Here is a 17,921-nt window from a genome sequence, read left to right on the forward strand (position 1 = left end):
CCTTGCCTAAAAACCAAACAGTCTGCTGCAAATTCACCCACCAAGGATCAACACGCCCTAATTTAATTAAACAAATACAAAAAAGGGATGAAAACACTGTTTTCATCCCTTTTTGTTTTTAATAAAGTAACTTATTAAAAATTGAATTCGTACTTGGCAAATGCTGATGTATCGTTTTCAGCACCGTCATTGTTAGATGCAAAAGCACCTAAAGTGACCCGCCCTCCCATAGAAAGCATTCTATAACGAAGCTCTAACTGCTTAGAGTTAAAGCCTGTTTTAGTTATAGTGTTACCTAAGTCTGGATTGTTAGGATAAAGGTCACGGCTATCGCTGTTGTAATCAACACTGCGTAATTTTACCTGCCAATCATTACCATTTGATAATTGACCTAATAGGGTTAAAACAACTGACTGTGCATCATTATCATAAGTAGAACCAATAGTGCGACCGTGGTAACGGTAACCCGATTTATAATCTGAATGCTCATAATAGCAATTTTCATTGGTAGACTCAGCTGAACATGAAACACCTGTATCTATGTACTCTACATTTATTAATAAGCTTTGATCATATACACGTTGTGTTGTCTGCACACCAAATAAGTAGGCTCTATCAGCGGGTTTAAACTGTGAACTAGCATCTTCGCCAATCGTACTGGCATATACAGCATAAGGTTGGTTGAAAAGTGTATCTGACCAACGAACGTCAATACCCGCTAATTGATTACCAATTTTTGATTCTAATTGACTATCACAGCTATCATTGCCATCAATACATGCTGTTTGCCCAGTGATAACATCAATAAAATCACCGGCAGAACTAGGCTGACCGTCACCGGCCCATTGTGCAGACCAACTAAGTGCAATTTCTAACTGCTGAATAGGGCGAAAGTTTAAACGGCTGCTCCAAAGCAATGCATCAGGAACAGCACGGGTTGACTCAAGTTTTGCCATTTGTGCGGTAAAGCTCCATTGACCAACCCAGCTTAACCATGGAGTTTCGAACGCAGTGCTTTGCTCCCTGGTTACACTGAGTGCAGGTAACGGTTTCGCGTTACCAGACATAATTAAACTGTTATCAACGCCAGGGCCCCAAAATTGTTCAACCGCACCGGCTCTAAAGACCCAGTTACCTATGCGGTACGCTAAATAACTATCGTCAAATGACGTATCATTGCAATCGGTTAGGGCTTGCTCATAAGTGATAATATCATCAGTTGCTTTGCCTTCGATTAAACATTTTTTTCCATTGCTTCTACTATTTATTGCTATTTTAGCTGCAAAATTATGACCTAAATATGCATAAGCTGCTGAAAGTTCGGATTCTTGAGTGTTCGTTGCGCCAAAACTTGTCGTATTTACAGAGTCTGTAGCAGCAAAAGCTGAAAGCTGAAAGCTATGTGAGCTACTATTCTCTGATTCATAACGGTGTTTTACCCGTAATAGTGAATCTTGCAAGCTAGGGGAAAGTTGCTCAAGAGAAGTGCTCTCTACATCGTTAATAAAACTTTTCCACATAAGAGGGTAGGTTGTTACAGGAGCTAAAATGATACCCGCATCAGATAATTGTTGAATATCAGCCCTTAATCCATAATCATCTGGTTTTATCCAGGGTTCAGCATTAACCGAAGCACTCATAGCGCAAAAAAGAGTCGAAAGTAGAAAAATTCTGTTTCGCAAAGTTCAAATCCTTGTTATTAATAATTATGGCCTAGTTAGTTAACTTAGACCTCAAATTATAGTGGCTTATAATTTAATTTTTTAGTGTAAAATGTAAGTAGAGTTTGAAAGTCAGTCGCTTGCCAATTAAATGACTCGTTTCGAGCTTGTTCTTTTAAAAATGAGCGCTCAAGACGTGCCATATTACCTTGTTGCCATTGCTGATTAGGTGTTTTTATTTCACCTCTATCAAAGTCGATAATATACACATCACCAGTATCATCAAATAAAATATTATTAATGTTTAAATCGGCGTGGTATACACCTTTTGTATGAAATAGCGCGATTGTTTTCGCAATGCGCTCCAACTCATCTTGAGTCAATGAGCGTTCAATTAATATGTCGAGTAAGCTTTTAGCGCCTTTAATAGCCTCTGTAATAATATCACCACGGTAAATTAATCCGCTGCGGGTTACTTTAGCTGCAATAGGGGTTGGTACATTTAAACCAAGCTCTATAAGTTTACTCATTAAGCTAAATTCTTTATAAACACGGGTTTGTTCAAGCCCTGGGTATAAGTATTGATCGCTTAGCAATTTACCCACTAAGCCACCGCGCCAATAATGCCTGAGTACGGCTGTTAATTCGTCTTGTTTAAAAAACCACGCAGTTGCTCTGCCTTTTTTAGCGCCCACTATTTTATTTTGTTGTTGCCAATAATTTGCATCAAACCAATCGAGGGTAATTTGGCTTGTGTATTTAGGGTGGCTTAATAAAGTGTGGTTGCCTTGCACGTGTTGTTTAAACATAGCTCTGTGTAATTGCTAAATAATATGTCTATATTAGCGCGTTTTAAAGCGTAGGATAAGTGCTTGCAATAGCGTGATTATAATTTAAAATCGGCTTTTGTATTTAATACCTAAGGGAATGTGTGACTCAAGCTCCTAATTATTCATCTATTTGTATATTAAGACTCTCAGCCATTGGTGACGTATGTCATGGTGTGAGTGCTGTACAAGCTATTCAAAAAGCACACCCTAATGCAAAAATCACCTGGGTTATTGGCAAAATAGAAGCGATGCTACTTGCCGATTTACCGGGTGTTGAGCTGGTAGTATTTGATAAAAAGCAAGGCAAAGCAGCGCTTAAAAGCTTAAAACAGCGCTTTAAAGATCAACAGTTTGATGTACTACTTAACATGCAAGTTGCATTAAGGGCTGGGTTTGTAGCACGTTGTATTCCGGCAAAAGTGAAAATAGGCTTCGATTGGGCGCGCTCAAAAGAATTGCACAGTTTATTTATTAATAAACGAATAGCCCCAGAAGCTCAGGCGCATGTGCTTGAAGGATTTAAAGGTTTTGCAAAAGCCATTGGTGTAGCTGATTATAAGCCTAGTTGGAACATGCCATATACAAAGCAAGACCAAGCGGTTGCGGATGAGTTACTAACACCAGAGTACCTAACTAATAAACTATTTGTAATATCGCCCGCAGCTAGTAAAGCACAGCGCAATTGGTTAGCTGAGCGTTATGCAGCATTGGCTGATTATGCAAATGAGCAAGGCTTTAAAGTTGTATTGACGGGTGGTCCAACAGAGCTTGAAATTAACCTAGCAAATAGCATTATTGAGTATAGCAAAACACCTATTTTAAATTTAGTGGGCAAAACGAAACTCAAAGAGTTGTTGTGCGTGTTAAAGCGTGGCAGTTTAGTGCTCGCGCCCGATACAGGTCCTGCACATATGGCAGTAACTGTTGGTACGCCGGTTATTGGTTTATATGCACATTCAAACCCAGCACGCACGGGTCCTTACTTATATCAAGATTACGTGGTTGAGGTTTATCATCCAAATTTGCTTAAGCAAACAGGTAAAACGGCTGAGCAAGTACCGTGGGGTACGCGGGTAAAAGGCGATGATTTAATGAGCCAAATTACAGTTGATGATGTAAAAGCAATGTTTGATCATGTTGTACAAAAAGAGTCTTTGTAATGAATGCACAACAAAAAAGTAAAGCGCTTTTTTTAGATCGAGATGGCGTAGTAAACGTTGACCATGGTTATGTGTATCAAAGCGATAAATTTGAATTTATTGAAGGTGTTTTTAGTACTTGTAAAGCATTTTACAATGCAGGTTATAAAATCATAATCGTCACTAATCAATCTGGAATTGGTCGAGGTTATTACACCGAAGCTGATTTTTTAGCACTAACTGATTGGATGAAAGACCAATTTAGCGATAACAGTATTGAAGTTGCCGATGTCTACTTTTGCCCTCATCACCCTAAAAAAGCGCACCCTGAATATTTGAAAGAGTGTAGTTGCAGAAAGCCTGCGCCAGGTATGTTATTACAAGGCATACAAGAGCATAATATCGACCCTGCTTGCAGCATTATGGTGGGCGATAAACTCAGTGACATGCAGGCCGCGAAAAAAGCGGGTATTTCAACTCGTATTTTAGTTCGCTCAGGACAAAGCTTTGATGAAAGTGCAAAACAAGAGGCTGACTTAATTATCGATTCTATAAACAGCTTACCTGCACTTTTAAATACATAAATAAACTAAACAGATTAGGTTGTAAACTGGCAGGAATTCCTTCCAGTTTATGGCGTTTACTACGAACTACAAACCGTGCATTTTCCCCATTAAACTTTTACAATACCCCTCATAATAAACAGTCGCTTAAATGTGGTTGTTTACCCGTTCAAATAAATGGAGAACCTAGATGAGAGCATCTGCTTTTTTTAGCCAGCTACAACAGCAAATTGAAGACGTAAAAACCGAAGGTTTGTATAAAAGCGAACGTATTATTAAATCTCAGCAGCAAGCTCAAATCGAAGTTGCGTCAGGTAAAGTAATCAACTTTTGTGCTAATAACTATTTAGGTTTAGCTAATAGCCCAGAGCTAATTGAAGCTGCGCAAAACGGTTTAAATAATCATGGTTTTGGTGTTGCGTCTGTTCGTTTTATTTGTGGCACGCAAGATATTCATAAAACGTTAGAGAAAAAAATCAGTGAGTTTTTAGAAACGCAAGACACCATTTTATATTCTTCGTGTTTTGATGCAAATACCGGTTTGTTTGAAACTATTTTAGGCGCAGAAGACGCTATTATTTCTGATTCTCTAAACCATGCATCAATTATTGATGGTGTACGTTTGTGTAAAGCTAAGCGTTTTCGTTATGCAAATAACGACATGGCTGATCTTGAAAAGCAACTTATTGCAGCAGATGAAGCTGGTGCTAAAACAAAGTTAATAGCGACCGATGGCGTGTTTTCTATGGACGGCGTTATTTGTAATTTAGAAGCTGTGTGCGACTTAGCCGATAAATACGATGCACTTGTTATGGTTGATGACTCTCATGCAGTCGGCTTTGTTGGTGAAAACGGTAAAGGTACACCAGAGTACTGTAATGTATTAGACCGTGTAGATATTATCACCGGTACATTAGGCAAAGCACTAGGCGGCGCATCAGGTGGTTATACATCGGGTAAAAAAGAAATTGTTGAATGGTTACGCCAACGCTCACGCCCATATTTGTTCTCAAATTCATTAGCACCTTCAATTGTGACGGCATCAATTAAAGTACTTGAAATGCTAGAAAATGGCGGCGAGCTTCGCGCTAAACTTTGGTCAAATGCAAAATATTTCCGTGAGCAAATGGAAGCTGCTGGTTTTACGTGTGCAGGTAAAGATCATGCCATCATCCCCGTAATGCTAGGAGATGCAAAAGTAGCCTCGTTAATGGCTGATAAGCTACTTGCTGAAGGTATTTACGTTACTGGTTTTTCATTCCCTGTAGTACCAAAAGGGCAAGCTCGTATTCGTACACAAATTTCAGCGGCGCATAGCATTGAGCAACTTGATATTGCTATTGATGCATTTACCCGTATTGGTAAAGAAATGGGCGTTATTTAATTTTATTTTAAACCGAAGCCTCGCTTCGGTTTTTTAGTTGAGTGTGGATTATGAAAGCATTATCTAAATTAAAAGCAGAACCTGGCATTTGGATGACAGATGCACCAAAGCCAGAAGTGGGTCATAACGACTTACTGATTAAAATTCGCAAAACAGCTATTTGCGGTACTGACGTACATATATACAAGTGGGATGAATGGGCAAGTAAAACGATTCCTACTCCTATGGTTGTTGGTCACGAATATGTTGGTGAAGTCGTTGATATGGGACAAGAAGTTCGTGGCTTTCAGGTTGGCGACCGCGTATCTGGCGAAGGGCATATTACGTGTGGTCACTGTCGAAATTGTCGTGCAGGGCGTGTACATTTATGCCGTAATACAACGGGTGTAGGTGTAAACCGTGAAGGTGCATTTGCCGAATATTTAGTTATTCCTGCATTTAACGCATTTAAAATTCCTGATAATATTTCTGACGAACTGGCTTCTATTTTTGACCCATTTGGTAACGCAGTTCATACCGCACTATCGTTTGACTTAGTTGGCGAAGATGTACTAATAACTGGTGCTGGCCCAATTGGTATTATGGCGGCAGCTGTTGCGAAACATGTTGGTGCTCGCCACGTTGTAATTACCGACGTAAACGAATATCGTCTAGATTTAGCACGTAAAATGGGTGCTTCACGCGCTGTAAACGTTGCAAGCGATAAGCTTGAAGATGTAATGAAAGAGCTAGGTATGACAGAAGGTTTTGATATTGGTCTTGAAATGTCAGGTGTGCCAAGCGCTTTTAATTCAATGCTTAATAACATGAATCACGGCGGTAAAATTGCCATGCTAGGTATTCCACCATCTGATATGGCAGTTGACTGGAACCAAGTTATTTTCAAAGGCTTAGTAATTAAAGGTATTTACGGTCGCGAAATGTTCGAAACGTGGTACAAAATGGCAAGCCTGATTCAATCAGGTCTTGATTTAAATCCAATCATTACACATCAGTATTCTGTAGATGACTTCCAAGCTGGCTTTGATATGATGGTTTCAGGTCAGTCAGGTAAAGTGATTTTAAACTGGGATTAGTTCCTCACTAAATTACAAGAAGGGCGGCGCTAGCCGCCTTTTTTATACTATTAATTAAAGAGACTTCAATGGCATTTAAACATATTTCTATAGCGCAAACGTTAGAGCTTTTAGATAAAGAAGACGTGGTAATTGCAGATATTCGCGATCCTAACTCGTATCAAGCCGGTCGCATTCCAGGCTCAGAAGTACTTTCTAACGGTAATATCGCACAATTTATGATGGAAAAAGAATTTGATCAGCCAATTATTATTGTCTGCTACCACGGTATGAGCTCTCAAGGTGCAGCTAACTACTTAGTTGAGCAAGGTTTTGAAGACGTTTACAGTATGGATGGCGGCTTTACAGCTTGGGAAGCTGCTTACAGCGAGAAAGTAGAGCGATGATAGAGCTTGGCAGTTTAAATAACCCGCGCGCCGCACAGGGCTTTATAGATTATTTAAAAAGCCAAGGTTTACAAGGGCAATTAAGCTCTTCAGATGGCAGCAATGTCATTATTAGTGTTGCGCCTGAGCATTTTCATCAAATACAACCGTTATGGGCTGAATTTACACAAAACCCTAACCATGAACGCTACCAACAAGCTTCATGGGATGTAGGTAGCACACAATCGCCGCTTAAATATCAAGGGCAATCACTTAATTTAATGACGCGATTTAAAGCGCTTAGCTGGCTTAATCAAACGGTTAGCATATTGAGTATTGTTATTTATATTGCTTTTCTATTGGGTGGATTTGATGAGATTTATACAGCTCTGCAATTTAATCCAACACAACCACTTAGCTGGTTAACCCCCGCACTCGTTCACTTTAGTGCGATGCATATTGTGTTTAATTTAATTTGGTGGATATCGCTTGGTGACAATATCGAAAAGCAATGCGGAAAACTAAGCTTAATAGGCTTGTTTTTAGTGGCTGCACTTATAAGTAATTGGGCACAATACTTAATGGTTGGCCCCAATTTTGGCGGCTTGAGTGGTGTTGTGTATGGGCTACTTGGTTTTTGCTGGATCCATAGCTTTTTAAATCCTAATAAGCCAGCACTTGTAAGTACGGCTATTGTTGGCTTTATGTTGATTTGGTTAGTGCTTGGGTTTGCTGATGTATTGTTTGTAGGTATGGCTAATTGGGCGCACTTAGGTGGGTTAGTTAGCGGTATGGCTTTTGCCTATACCGCCAAAATATTTAACGCAAAACGTTAAATATTAATGATATAAATATTTAGTGAACAATACTTCACGGATGATCTCTTGTCCTGTTTCTTCTTTTAGCAGACTTTTTAGTTTTTCGGCGCACTTTGCACGTATTTCTTCACGACCAGTCAGTGATTTTATTTTTTCTTCAGGCTCTTTTGACAATATTTCAACAAGTGCAGCACGAAGTAGTGGGGTATGGTGCTCAACAATTACTATATCGGTTGTTTTATCAAGCATTAAATCAACAGTGACACGAACATACCCCATTTTTCTATTGGAATAGCCAATGTAATTGGTAATTATATCTGGCTCAAAACCAAAATAACCAACTGTGGATTCAGCACGAGCTGTAAAATTAATAACGCTTACAAAGAACGTAAAAAGACCTGCGTATACTATTTTTTTCATATTTAGAGCGTTTCTTAAAACTTGTTACAAATAGTTTATACTTAATAGTAGGTAATAAACAGCGCCAAGCAATTATTTATGGTTATAAAACATCACTTTTTCAAAAGCTTTGGCAATGGTATCATCTCGTTGTTTTTTATTTTGTTGAGCTATTGTGATTACTTATCCTCTGTCTATATCTGCTAATTGGCAGTCTACTTCTTATATAAGTGACTTATCTCCTCTAGAGCAAGAGTGGCTTTTTGAACAGAATTCATTAACGGCTAAATTAAAAAGCAACTCAAAAAATTTTAATGTAAAGGTATTAAGTGAGCAGTTATTTACTTTAAGTCCAGAACAAAATTTACTACTAAATAGCACAGCTAAAACCGCTATTAATCGAGAAGTACTCTTATTGTGCGATAACAAACCTATGGTCTACGCACAAAGCTGGCTTCCTAAAAATGATTCGATTAATCCTTTGCACAATATGGGCGAGCGTCCTTTAGGTGATGTGATTTTTCAAGACCCAGCACTCAAACGAGCGGATATAGAAATTGCTTATTTTGATGACACGCACCTTATTCAGCAATTAGTTACAAAATTGAACTTACCCGAGAAAAAATTACTAGGGCGTAGAAGCGTATTCTCACTCAAAGAATATAAATTTTTAGTGTGTGAAGTCTTTTTACCTGGAGCATATTTATACTCATGAAGTTAGCCGCTTTAAAACCAAAACATATTCCTTATTATATACAGTTAATGCGTATAGATAAGCCCATTGGTACCTTGTTATTACTTTGGCCAACATACTGGGCTTTGTGGCTTGCTAATAGTGGGATGCCGAGCTTACTAAACTTTGTTATATTTACGCTGGGCGTTGTTGTTATGCGTAGTGCTGGGTGTGTAATTAATGATTTTGCAGATAGAAAAATAGACGGCTCGGTAAAACGCACAGCTCAACGGCCGCTAGCATCAGGGCTGGTTAGTAGTGGTGAAGCGCTTAGTCTATTTTTACTGCTCATAGTTATTGCGCTCATTTTAGTATTAATGCTTAGCGTTAATACTATTTTGCTTTCTTTTGGGGCTTTGGTTTTAGCCTTTTGTTACCCTTTCATGAAGCGCTATACACAATTACCTCAAGTTGTTTTAGGGGCTGCATTTGGTTGGGCTATACCTATGGCGTATATGGCTTCAATTAATGTACTACCACAGCAAGCGTGGTTATTATTTATAGCCAATATTTGCTGGACGGTGGCTTACGACACTATGTATGCGATGGTTGATAGAGACGACGATTTAAAAATAGGGGTAAAATCAACCGCTATTTTATTCGGTAAATACGACCGCCATATTATCTTTTTACTTAATGCCGTATTTATAGCGTTGGTTGCTTTTATTGGTATAAGCAATCATTTAAGTGTCGCGTTTGGCGTTGGTTTAAGCATTGCTGCGGGTTTATTGGCATATCAACAAGCGCTTATTCATAAACGTGAAAGAGATGCCTGTTTTAAAGCGTTTTTAAATAATCATTACGTGGGGTTGGCTATCTTTATAGGGTTATTGTTCTCATACCCAATAGCATTTTAAAGCCTGTTAAAGTTCTCTATTTAGGGCTATCGGGGCGGATCAATAATACCGCTAATAGAGGCGTTTTTTCTAAACCACCCTGCAATAGAATAGCGCTCGTCAACGGCGGGAAGTACTTCGTGGGTAAAACGTTCGCTTTCAAACATTACTAATGTGCCAGCAGTTGGTTTAATTGTGATTTCTACCTCTTTACTTTTAGGTTTATAAATAATAAGTTCGCCACCTTGCTTAGGCGTATTTAAATAAAGCACCGTTGTAAATACTCGATTAGAGCGACCTTTAAATGCATCTAAGTGCTTTTTGTAAAAGTCCCCCTGTGTATATTTTGCATAATGGCATTCGTAATCAAATAATCCCATAAAAAAACTGCGATTTAACGTGGTCTTTATACTTTGCATTATTGCTTGATAGGTAAGCTGTGCTTGAGAACTGCCGTCAAACCAATAGGTTTTATCAGTACGTACAGTTTTATCTATTTGTAAGTCATTTAATCGACCAATAGCGGCAAGGCTAAAGTGAGGGTTTATACGGTGACAGTCTGCAACTAAATCGTTAACTAAATCGGCAATAAGCGCGTTATGAATTACGGTATATCCTTGGCGTTCTATATCATCTAAATAGACACCAGGTCCAAAAAGTGTGTTCATTCACATCAGTTGTTTAAAAAAGGTGCGACAGTGTAGCCGAAAAGCCGTTAAAAGCTACTGTTTATTGCGCCGCACTTTTTGAAATATCAGATTAGCTAAATGTAGCACCCGCTTTTTTTATAAGCGATAATAAATGCTCTACATGCTCAGTAATAGACGTTTGTTGGCTTGTTTGTACAACGAGTTGTTCGTGGTTTAAATCTTTATTTGTTTTAAGTTGTACTAATTCAGAATTCTCTGCGATTGCATTAGCATGTTCAATGCTTGCAATAGCAAAATGATCTGATTTAACTACACCTGCCATTACTTGCTCAATACTGCCCACCTTAATACTTGATGATTTATTTAAAGAATCAATTGCTTCATTAATCATAGTTTGCACTTGTTTAGACTCAGAGAAACAGCCAAACATCGGATAGCTATCAAGGTTCTGTTTACTTATATCGTTTTTATGTGCAAGAGGGTGGTTTTTTGAAACAAATAATACAAGCTGATCAGGTAAGTGAATGTCACTGCCAATACTATTAATAGCTTGAGAGTATACGCTAATGTCTATTTCACCCTGTTGGAGTTTGCGTGTTAGCTCTTGCTGATCTTGTAGCTGCATCTCAATTTTTATATGAGGGTATTGAGCTAAAAACTGTCCACAAGAAATAGGAACTATGCTGCTTGCCTTATTGGTATACCCAATAACGAGTTTTTCATTGGCATTACCGTTTACTGATTGAAAAATTCGCTTTTTCGTTAGCTCAAGTTCAGATAGGGCCGTTTTAGCATATTCTAGAAAAAGCTCGCCTTCTGGCGTTAATTTAACAGAGCGTGTTGAGCGTTTTACTAACTCATATCCCATTTCATCTTCAAGTGTTTGAATGCTGCGCGTTAGCGCTGAAGTACTAATTTGGGTTTGTTCAGCAGCTTGTCTAAAATGACGTAATATACCAAGTGCAACAAATTGCTCTAATTGTTCAAATCTCACTTTATAGTCCCTTTTTATAAGTAAGTCGCAGGTACCGCGAACATAAATTTTACTAATTTTCATTCTAAAAATTAGTGAAATTTAATACTGAAAATACGTTTACAAGTTCATGCATTATTTGGGCAGGATACTCCCCTTTTAGTATTAATTAAAGAGAAAAGCGACCAAATAGTATTGCTTTTTAAATTGAGGACTCATTGTTTATTATTCTTTGTTTACATTTATACAGCTGATGTTTTTTCAAAGTTATTTGTAGTCAGTTAGTTAGTTTTAAAAATTTGATTTTAATATTCTAATTAGTAAAAAAGTTCGCCCTAAAATGGGGCGTTCATAAATAGTTATTATGGCAATTGGTAGAATATTTGAAGTGCACGAGTATCATTTGACAAAGTTACGATTAATTCTACTACTCAATGGTTTGTTTTCTATGCTTTGTAACTCAATTTCGATTGCATCACAGGAAATATGTATTTCGAATAAAGATGTTAATAGCGACAAGCTTAAACAAGTTAAGCTGATACCAAATAAAATAATACCCGTGGTATTAAACTCAATAAATAAGGCAAACATTGAGAGTGTGCAAAGTAAAAAAGACGCTACACCATATACTTGCATCGTTCTAATTAAATTAATTCGCTTTCTTAAATTAGTGATTTGAGCCACTACAACAGGCCGAATAGATTCACCTTCACGCGCATTTAGCTCCCTAATTAATTGCGCTAAAACTAAAAACCGGTTTGTATAGGCGAGTAATAGCAGCGATATGGCGGGAAAAAGTAAGCCAGGAGTTGTTAGTGTCATGTTTATTCCTTAAAAGTGCAACGCGCCATAGTAATTTAGCGTAGGATATTGTTAACACAAAATAAATGAGGTGAATATTGCAAAATATTAATAATAACAGTTCAACAGATAGCTCTTTTCAATGGGTTACAATTTATAAAGCTGAAAATACCTTGGAAGCGAATATCATAAAAGGTTTAATACAAACTGCCGCAATAGAGTGTAAAATTAAAGGCGAGATGCTCCAAGGGGCGCTTGGAGAAATTCCATATGATCAGGCGCAAGTTAGTGTGCAGGTTTATGCGATAAAAGAGCGCCATGCGCGGCAAATATTGGTAAACTATCAACAAGTAAAACAATCCGCTCCAGATTGGGTATGCCCTAACTGTAATGAGCATAATGGATCAACATTTGATTTTTGTTGGTCGTGTGAGACGTTAAAGAATGACTAAAGCAAATAATTTTCAGCGTATTAGAGAGCTTAACTATTTACAAAAAGCTGTTTTAGCAAGTGCTTTAATAGAGCGAATGCTGCCAAATTACGGTTTATTTAGCGAAGCAACGGGGTTTGGTGACGAAACCTTATTACGTAATTCGCTTAATGTTTGTTGGGAAAAAATATTACTGCCTAAAAGTAAAATAGATCTCGAAAAGCAAGTTGAAAAAATAGAGCCGAATGTTCCTGAACTTGCTGATTTTGATATGTTTGGTACTTACCCTGCTATTGATGCTGCAACGTCTTTACTTAGTCTAATGCACGGTTTAATGGCGCAAGATGAGCAAGAGTTCATTAGTGTCAGTAAAATATCTCAAGCAACAGTGGCTCGCTTTATCGAATATCAAATAACTGTTGAAGGTGAAGTTGCAGATAACAAAGCTGTTAGGGAGCATCCATTAATGCAATACGAAATTGAAGTATTAGGTGAGCTAATCGATTTTGTAGAAAATATGGGGCGTATCACCTCAGATAGTGTAAAAGCACTTAAAAAGTTTGCCCTTGAAGATGGCCAAACAAATATTGGTCTTACGTTATAAAAAACAGCGAAGTGAAAATTTTAAAGGCAGGAGAAGTACAGTGCGAATTTTAGGCATTGAATCATCATGCGATGAAACGGGCATTGCAATATATGATGACGAAAAAGGTTTGTTAGCTCATCAATTATACAGCCAAGTAAAAGTACATGCTGATTATGGCGGTGTAGTGCCGGAACTTGCATCGCGCGATCATGTTCGTAAAACGCTACCACTTATAGACGCAGCATTTGCACAAGCAGGTTGTGGCCCCGAAGATTTAGATGGCATTGCTTATACCGCAGGCCCAGGTTTGGTTGGTGCATTATTGGTAGGTACTTCTATTGGTCGTTCATTAGCATACGGTTGGGATATACCTGCCGTAGCAGTACATCACATGGAAGGGCATTTACTTGCTCCGATGCTTGAAGAAAACATCCCTGAGTTTCCGTTTATTGCATTACTTGTATCGGGCGGCCATACCATGATGGTTAAAGTTGCGGGTATTGGTCAATACGAAGTACTAGGAGAGTCAGTAGATGACGCGGCAGGCGAAGCCTTTGATAAAACAGCTAAGTTACTTGGTCTTGACTATCCAGGTGGCCCGCGCTTAGCTAAAATGGCAGAACAAGGCGTTGCGAAGCGGTTTATTTTTCCTCGCCCGATGACCGATAAACCAGGTCTTGATTTTAGCTTTAGTGGTTTAAAAACCGCGGCCTCAATTACCATTCGTGAAAATGACGACGACGATCAAACTAAAGCAGATATAGCGCATGCATTTCAAACAGCGGTTATTGATACACTTGTTATTAAGTGCAAGCGAGCGCTTAAACAAACAGGTATTAAGCGTTTAGTAATCGCCGGTGGCGTAAGTGCTAATACGCAATTACGCTTACAGCTAGAACGAGTAATGAAAGGTATGAAAGGCGAAGTTTTTTATCCGCGTACTGAATTTTGTACCGACAACGGTGCAATGATTGCTTATGCAGGAATGCAACGTTTAAAAGCAGGTCAGTTTGCAAGTCTTGATATGAAAACAAAACCTCGCTGGCCATTAGATAGTCTTGAGCCGATTTAACTGCTCATATTTTAAAGATTTTTGTTTTCATCAGTGGGTGCTTTTTTAGCGCCCACTTTTGGTTCGTCTCCACTAAATAGTCTAATAACATTAGTACGGTGACGAAATATAATTAACAGCGTAATAAAAGCAACAGGAAGTGTATAAAGTGGTTTTATCAGCCATGTATATAAGGGCGCTAAAGAGACTGCCACAAGCGCCGCAAGTGATGAATAGCGTGTTATTGCGACTATAACCAGCCATGTACAAACAAGTAAACCAGCCAATGATAGGCCAATAGGTAGTAATGAGCCAAATGCAGTTGCTACAGCTTTACCGCCTTTGAAGCTAAAAAACAGTGGGTACATATGGCCTAAGCAAGCTGCTACAGCGACTAAACCAAGCTCTAAAGGTTCAACTTCTAAAAAATAAGCGCCCCATACTGGAATAGTGCCTTTTAAAATATCAAACACTAAAACCAAGCAAGCCGGAAATGCTCCGCCTAATCTATAAACATTTGTAGCCCCTGGGTTGTTAGAACCACTATTACGAGGGTCAGGGAGTTTGAACAACCGCGACACTAAAATAGCCGACGAAATCGACCCAAGTAAATAAGCTAAAACAAACATTAAAGTGGCTAACACACGCTTCCTTATTTTTTAATCGCTATACCAATTGATAGTACTTTTAAGCTATTATTGGCAGCAAAATTTATTGTGAAAATTATTAACAGGCTATTTAGTAGCTAGTTTGTTTATTTTGCTATTGTAGAAGTTATTTTCACATATTTAAACACTGGTTAAACCATAGTCAGTATTAATTTTATTGATGCTGTGTATAGTTGCTTAGCCGTTTGTTTTTATTTGGAGTATCAATGGATAAGGTTTTTATATCTCAATTGCACGTCGACACTATTATTGGAGTGTACGACTTTGAAAAAGAAAGTAAACAGAGCCTTTATTTTGATATTGAAATGCTTAGCGATATTAAGCCTGCAGCCGCAAATGACGATATTAATTTAGCACTCGATTACTCAAAAGTAAGTGAGCGAGTTATTGAGCACTGCACATTAAAACCTGTAGAGTTGCTAGAAACTTTAGTTGAGCAATTGGCAAATATTATTTTAACTGAATTCAATACTCCACAAGTTACTATCAGAGTAAGTAAACCAGCAGCAGTAGCGCAAGCACAAACTGTGGGTGTTGAAATTACACGTGTTAAGGTAGCTGGCTAAATGGCTCAAATTTATATCAGCCTAGGGTCAAATATAAATAAAGCGCATTATATACAATGTGCATTAATTGCACTTAAGCAGCACTTTGAACACATTGTGCACTCGTCTGTTTTTGAAAGTGAAGCTGTTGGGTTTGCTGGCAATAATTTTTATAATTCAGTTGTTGGCACTACAACTGATATGTCGCTTGTTGATGTATGTGCTTTATTAAAAAAAATAGAGCGTGATAATGGACGCACAGCGAACGATAAAAAATTTAGCCCAAGAACGCTCGATTTAGATTTACTATTTTATGATGATGTAATTTGCGGTTCTCCAGCACAATTACCACGTGATGAAATAACTAAAAATGCATTTGTATTGCAACCTCTCAGCGAGATTGCCCCAGATTTTTATCATCCTGTAGCCAAACAAACGATTGCGCAGTTATGGAATGAATATAATAACCCTCAACAAAAGCTATGGAAGGTGGAGTTTTCTAACCCATGAGTATTATCGAAATAATTATTTTAGCACTCATTCAAGGGTTTACCGAATTTTTACCAATATCGAGTTCTGCGCACTTAATTCTCCCATCACAAATCTTAGGCTGGGAAGATCAAGGGCTCGCATTTGATGTTGCAGTCCATGTTGGTACTTTAATCGCCGTTATTATTTATTTTCGCAAAGAGGTCGTCGACATACTCAGTGCGTGGTTTAAATCCTTTGGTTCACAAGGTACAACTGATGATAGTAAGCTAGGCTGGTGGATAATTTTAGGCACTGTACCTGCCGCTATTCTAGGCTTGCTTTTAAAAGACTTTGTTGAGTTATACCTGCGAAGCGCTTGGGTAATTGCTACCACCACAATTGTATTTGGCTTATTGCTTTGGTGCGCCGATGCAAAAGGTAAGCAAATGAAAACTATTCATCAGCTCAATTGGAAAACGGCACTTATCATTGGTTTTGCACAAGCTGTTGCTATGATCCCTGGTACTTCTCGCTCAGGTATTACAATGACCGCTGGTCTAATGCTTGGAATGAATAAGCAAAGCGCGGCGCGTTTTTCGTTTTTACTAGCTATCCCGATTATTTCTATGATGGGACTTTATTATACTGCAGAGCTTGCGTTGGGTGACCATGTAGTTAATTGGAGCACATTATTGCTAGGTGTAGTGTTATCATTTTTATCGGCTTATGCATGTATATTTATGTTTTTAAAAGTAATAGAACGAATGGGGATGCTTCCATTTGTAATATATCGTTTATTACTTGGTGTAGGTTTAATTGTATTTTTATCGTTGTAAGTAGTCGTTAATCACTAATTATACCAATCTGCTTATATACTGGGTCTATTTAACGTTGAGAAAATTACGCTAGAACTAGGCAAAAATTTTTGTATCTAGTTGTTCTCGGCAATTGCTCCCTGCATTGCTCTACCTTCTGCATCCATGCAGTCGTAAATAAAAAATTTTTAACGACGTTATAGTGCAATTTAATTCGTTAAATTGATCAAAGATTTATGCAGGTTGGTATTAAATGCAATTGGTATACACAAATTAAAAAAGCACCTTAAAGTGCTTTTTGAGTTTCAAATCCAGCTTATAAATTTAACAAATAAGATTCTATAAACTGACGTTGGTTAGCTGCTTTTGGCGCTGTTTTAAATATCAAAGTATTACCATTTTTACGTAATTTAAGCTCATTAGTAAATTTACATTCAATAGCATTAAATTGTGCAATGTCACTTTTAAAGCTTTGATCTTTTTCGCACATGTAAGCCATTTCGTTTGCAACTTGTGCACAAAATGAACCTACGGCATATTTCTTTAAGTTTTCATCATCAATGCTTTCCCAATTTACACTGGTATTTATTTTTAATCCGCATTGTTTACTTATTTCGCTATTAGCGGCTGCTATATTTTTTTGTTGATACCCCAAATGTTTGTTACGGTTAAATTCTGCTAGTTTAGCTTGAGTACCTTTATTTAACTGTTGATCGTATTGTGCTTTTAAATCTTCAACAATGGCAGGGTTTGATTCTTCTTTTTTTGATAAGTAAGTTCCATCACGAGTATCTGGGATATAAAGGGTGTAATTGCAGCAGCGATAGCCATCATCAACACTTACTAAGCTTCTTTGTGTACCATCGTAAGTATACTTGTAAGCATTATTACTACCGTGAGGCTTTAAATCGGTTAAAAATACAATACCATCAATATCATGGTTTATACCTGTTACTTTTACTAAGGCTTGTTTTTTATCTGTTGTTGGGGCAATAACAACACTAACGCCTTCGCCTGAACTAAGTTCTATTGGGTACTTAGCAAATTCCAAAGCAAAGCTTTTTTGACTAAGTAAAATACAGGCTATAAAGAATAGTTTTTTCATATTAAGTCCTTTTTAAGTTTT

22 protein-coding genes are annotated in these 17,921 nt (G+C 37.8%); 14 read left to right on the top strand and 8 right to left on the bottom strand.

Annotation, left to right across the window (positions count from 1 at the left end):
• Positions 1–134 precede the first annotated feature (134 nt).
• Both V6260_RS07685 and V6260_RS07690 read right to left on the bottom strand, forming a co-directional pair.
• Positions 135–1,640, bottom strand: a complete 1,506-nt coding sequence (locus V6260_RS07685) for a capsule assembly Wzi family protein (protein WP_341593671.1) — start codon at positions 1,638–1,640, stop codon at positions 135–137.
• Between the two features lie 98 nt (positions 1,641–1,738).
• Positions 1,739–2,470 carry a 3-deoxy-D-manno-octulosonic acid kinase gene (locus V6260_RS07690; RefSeq protein ID WP_341593521.1) on the bottom strand — a complete coding sequence of 244 codons (732 nt, stop codon included), beginning with the start codon at positions 2,468–2,470 and terminating at the stop codon, positions 1,739–1,741.
• 122 nt (positions 2,471–2,592) lie between these two features.
• On the opposite strand from V6260_RS07690, the gene V6260_RS07695 reads away from it, so the two are divergent.
• From V6260_RS07695 to glpG, 6 genes are all read left to right on the top strand, one after another.
• The gene (locus tag V6260_RS07695) at positions 2,593–3,651 is read left to right on the top strand and encodes a glycosyltransferase family 9 protein (protein WP_341593522.1); all 1,059 of its coding nucleotides are present in this window, start codon (positions 2,593–2,595) and stop codon (positions 3,649–3,651) included.
• Positions 3,651–4,214, top strand: coding sequence for a D-glycero-beta-D-manno-heptose 1,7-bisphosphate 7-phosphatase (gene gmhB, locus V6260_RS07700; RefSeq protein WP_341593523.1), 564 nt, complete (start codon positions 3,651–3,653; stop codon positions 4,212–4,214). Before V6260_RS07695 ends, gmhB begins: the two co-directional genes overlap by 1 nt.
• 169 nt (positions 4,215–4,383) lie before the next feature.
• A complete protein-coding gene (locus V6260_RS07705; RefSeq protein ID WP_341593524.1) occupies positions 4,384–5,577 on the top strand; it encodes a glycine C-acetyltransferase in 1,194 nt (397 codons plus the stop codon).
• A 50-nt stretch (positions 5,578–5,627) separates the two neighbouring features.
• On the top strand, positions 5,628–6,653 hold the full coding sequence (gene tdh, locus V6260_RS07710; RefSeq protein ID WP_341593525.1) for an L-threonine 3-dehydrogenase: 1,026 nt from the start codon (positions 5,628–5,630) through the stop codon (positions 6,651–6,653).
• A 68-nt stretch (positions 6,654–6,721) separates the two neighbouring features.
• Positions 6,722–7,039 (top strand): thiosulfate sulfurtransferase GlpE, encoded by a 318-nt coding sequence (glpE, locus tag V6260_RS07715; RefSeq protein WP_341593526.1) that lies wholly within the window; start codon positions 6,722–6,724, stop codon positions 7,037–7,039.
• Complete coding sequence (gene glpG, locus V6260_RS07720; RefSeq protein WP_341593527.1) at positions 7,036–7,854, top strand: rhomboid family intramembrane serine protease GlpG; 819 nt, start codon at positions 7,036–7,038, stop codon at positions 7,852–7,854. Before glpE ends, glpG begins: the two co-directional genes overlap by 4 nt.
• 3 nt (positions 7,855–7,857) lie before the next feature.
• Here the strand turns inward: glpG and V6260_RS07725 are convergent, their stop codons facing one another.
• A complete protein-coding gene (locus V6260_RS07725) occupies positions 7,858–8,256 on the bottom strand; it encodes a flagellar basal body-associated protein FliL (protein WP_341593528.1) in 399 nt (132 codons plus the stop codon).
• Between the two features lie 154 nt (positions 8,257–8,410).
• On the opposite strand from V6260_RS07725, the gene V6260_RS07730 reads away from it, so the two are divergent.
• Both V6260_RS07730 and ubiA read left to right on the top strand, forming a co-directional pair.
• Positions 8,411–8,950 (top strand): chorismate--pyruvate lyase family protein, encoded by a 540-nt coding sequence (locus V6260_RS07730; RefSeq protein ID WP_341593529.1) that lies wholly within the window; start codon positions 8,411–8,413, stop codon positions 8,948–8,950.
• On the top strand, positions 8,947–9,825 hold the full coding sequence (gene ubiA / locus V6260_RS07735; protein ID WP_341593530.1) for a 4-hydroxybenzoate octaprenyltransferase: 879 nt from the start codon (positions 8,947–8,949) through the stop codon (positions 9,823–9,825). Before V6260_RS07730 ends, ubiA begins: the two co-directional genes overlap by 4 nt.
• A gap of 26 nt (positions 9,826–9,851) precedes the next feature.
• Here the strand turns inward: ubiA and V6260_RS07740 are convergent, their stop codons facing one another.
• From V6260_RS07740 to V6260_RS07750, 3 genes are all read right to left on the bottom strand, one after another.
• Positions 9,852–10,472 (bottom strand): 2OG-Fe(II) oxygenase, encoded by a 621-nt coding sequence (locus tag V6260_RS07740; protein WP_341593531.1) that lies wholly within the window; start codon positions 10,470–10,472, stop codon positions 9,852–9,854.
• Positions 10,473–10,563: 91 nt separating this feature from the next.
• Complete coding sequence (locus V6260_RS07745) at positions 10,564–11,448, bottom strand: LysR substrate-binding domain-containing protein (RefSeq protein ID WP_341593532.1); 885 nt, start codon at positions 11,446–11,448, stop codon at positions 10,564–10,566.
• Between the two features lie 378 nt (positions 11,449–11,826).
• Positions 11,827–12,249, bottom strand: a complete 423-nt coding sequence (locus tag V6260_RS07750) for a DUF2721 domain-containing protein (protein WP_341593533.1) — start codon at positions 12,247–12,249, stop codon at positions 11,827–11,829.
• A 77-nt stretch (positions 12,250–12,326) separates the two neighbouring features.
• Between V6260_RS07750 and V6260_RS07755 the strand changes: the two genes are divergently transcribed.
• The 3 genes from V6260_RS07755 to tsaD are packed head-to-tail and all read left to right on the top strand — an operon-like array spanning position 12,327 to position 14,317.
• Entirely contained in the window at positions 12,327–12,680 is a 354-nt protein-coding gene (locus V6260_RS07755) for a DUF2007 domain-containing protein (RefSeq protein WP_341593534.1), read from the top strand.
• Positions 12,673–13,263 carry a YjaG family protein gene (locus tag V6260_RS07760; protein WP_341593535.1) on the top strand — a complete coding sequence of 197 codons (591 nt, stop codon included), beginning with the start codon at positions 12,673–12,675 and terminating at the stop codon, positions 13,261–13,263. The genes V6260_RS07755 and V6260_RS07760 overlap by 8 nt, the downstream gene beginning before the upstream one ends.
• A 40-nt stretch (positions 13,264–13,303) precedes the next feature.
• The gene (tsaD, locus tag V6260_RS07765; protein ID WP_341593536.1) at positions 13,304–14,317 is read left to right on the top strand and encodes a tRNA (adenosine(37)-N6)-threonylcarbamoyltransferase complex transferase subunit TsaD; all 1,014 of its coding nucleotides are present in this window, start codon (positions 13,304–13,306) and stop codon (positions 14,315–14,317) included.
• 11 nt (positions 14,318–14,328) lie between these two features.
• Here tsaD and plsY read toward each other — a convergent pair whose 3' ends face one another.
• Positions 14,329–14,940, bottom strand: a complete 612-nt coding sequence (plsY, locus tag V6260_RS07770; protein ID WP_341593537.1) for a glycerol-3-phosphate 1-O-acyltransferase PlsY — start codon at positions 14,938–14,940, stop codon at positions 14,329–14,331.
• A 230-nt stretch (positions 14,941–15,170) separates the two neighbouring features.
• On the opposite strand from plsY, the gene folB reads away from it, so the two are divergent.
• Genes folB through V6260_RS07785 form a run of 3 tightly spaced genes read left to right on the top strand, consistent with a single transcriptional unit; the run spans position 15,171 to position 16,816 of the window.
• Complete coding sequence (gene folB / locus V6260_RS07775) at positions 15,171–15,530, top strand: dihydroneopterin aldolase (RefSeq protein WP_341593538.1); 360 nt, start codon at positions 15,171–15,173, stop codon at positions 15,528–15,530.
• Positions 15,531–16,019, top strand: a complete 489-nt coding sequence (gene folK, locus V6260_RS07780) for a 2-amino-4-hydroxy-6-hydroxymethyldihydropteridine diphosphokinase (RefSeq protein ID WP_341593539.1) — start codon at positions 15,531–15,533, stop codon at positions 16,017–16,019. It begins immediately after the preceding gene.
• A complete protein-coding gene (locus tag V6260_RS07785; protein WP_341593540.1) occupies positions 16,016–16,816 on the top strand; it encodes an undecaprenyl-diphosphate phosphatase in 801 nt (266 codons plus the stop codon). Before folK ends, V6260_RS07785 begins: the two co-directional genes overlap by 4 nt.
• Before the next feature lie 295 nt (positions 16,817–17,111).
• On the opposite strand, the gene V6260_RS07790 is transcribed toward V6260_RS07785, so the two are convergent.
• Positions 17,112–17,900, bottom strand: coding sequence for a hypothetical protein (locus V6260_RS07790; protein WP_341593541.1), 789 nt, complete (start codon positions 17,898–17,900; stop codon positions 17,112–17,114).
• Positions 17,901–17,921 lie beyond the last annotated feature (21 nt).

This window comes from Pseudoalteromonas aliena (assembly GCF_038155085.1).
GTDB classification, from domain to species: Bacteria; Pseudomonadota; Gammaproteobacteria; order Enterobacterales; family Alteromonadaceae; genus Pseudoalteromonas; species Pseudoalteromonas aliena_A.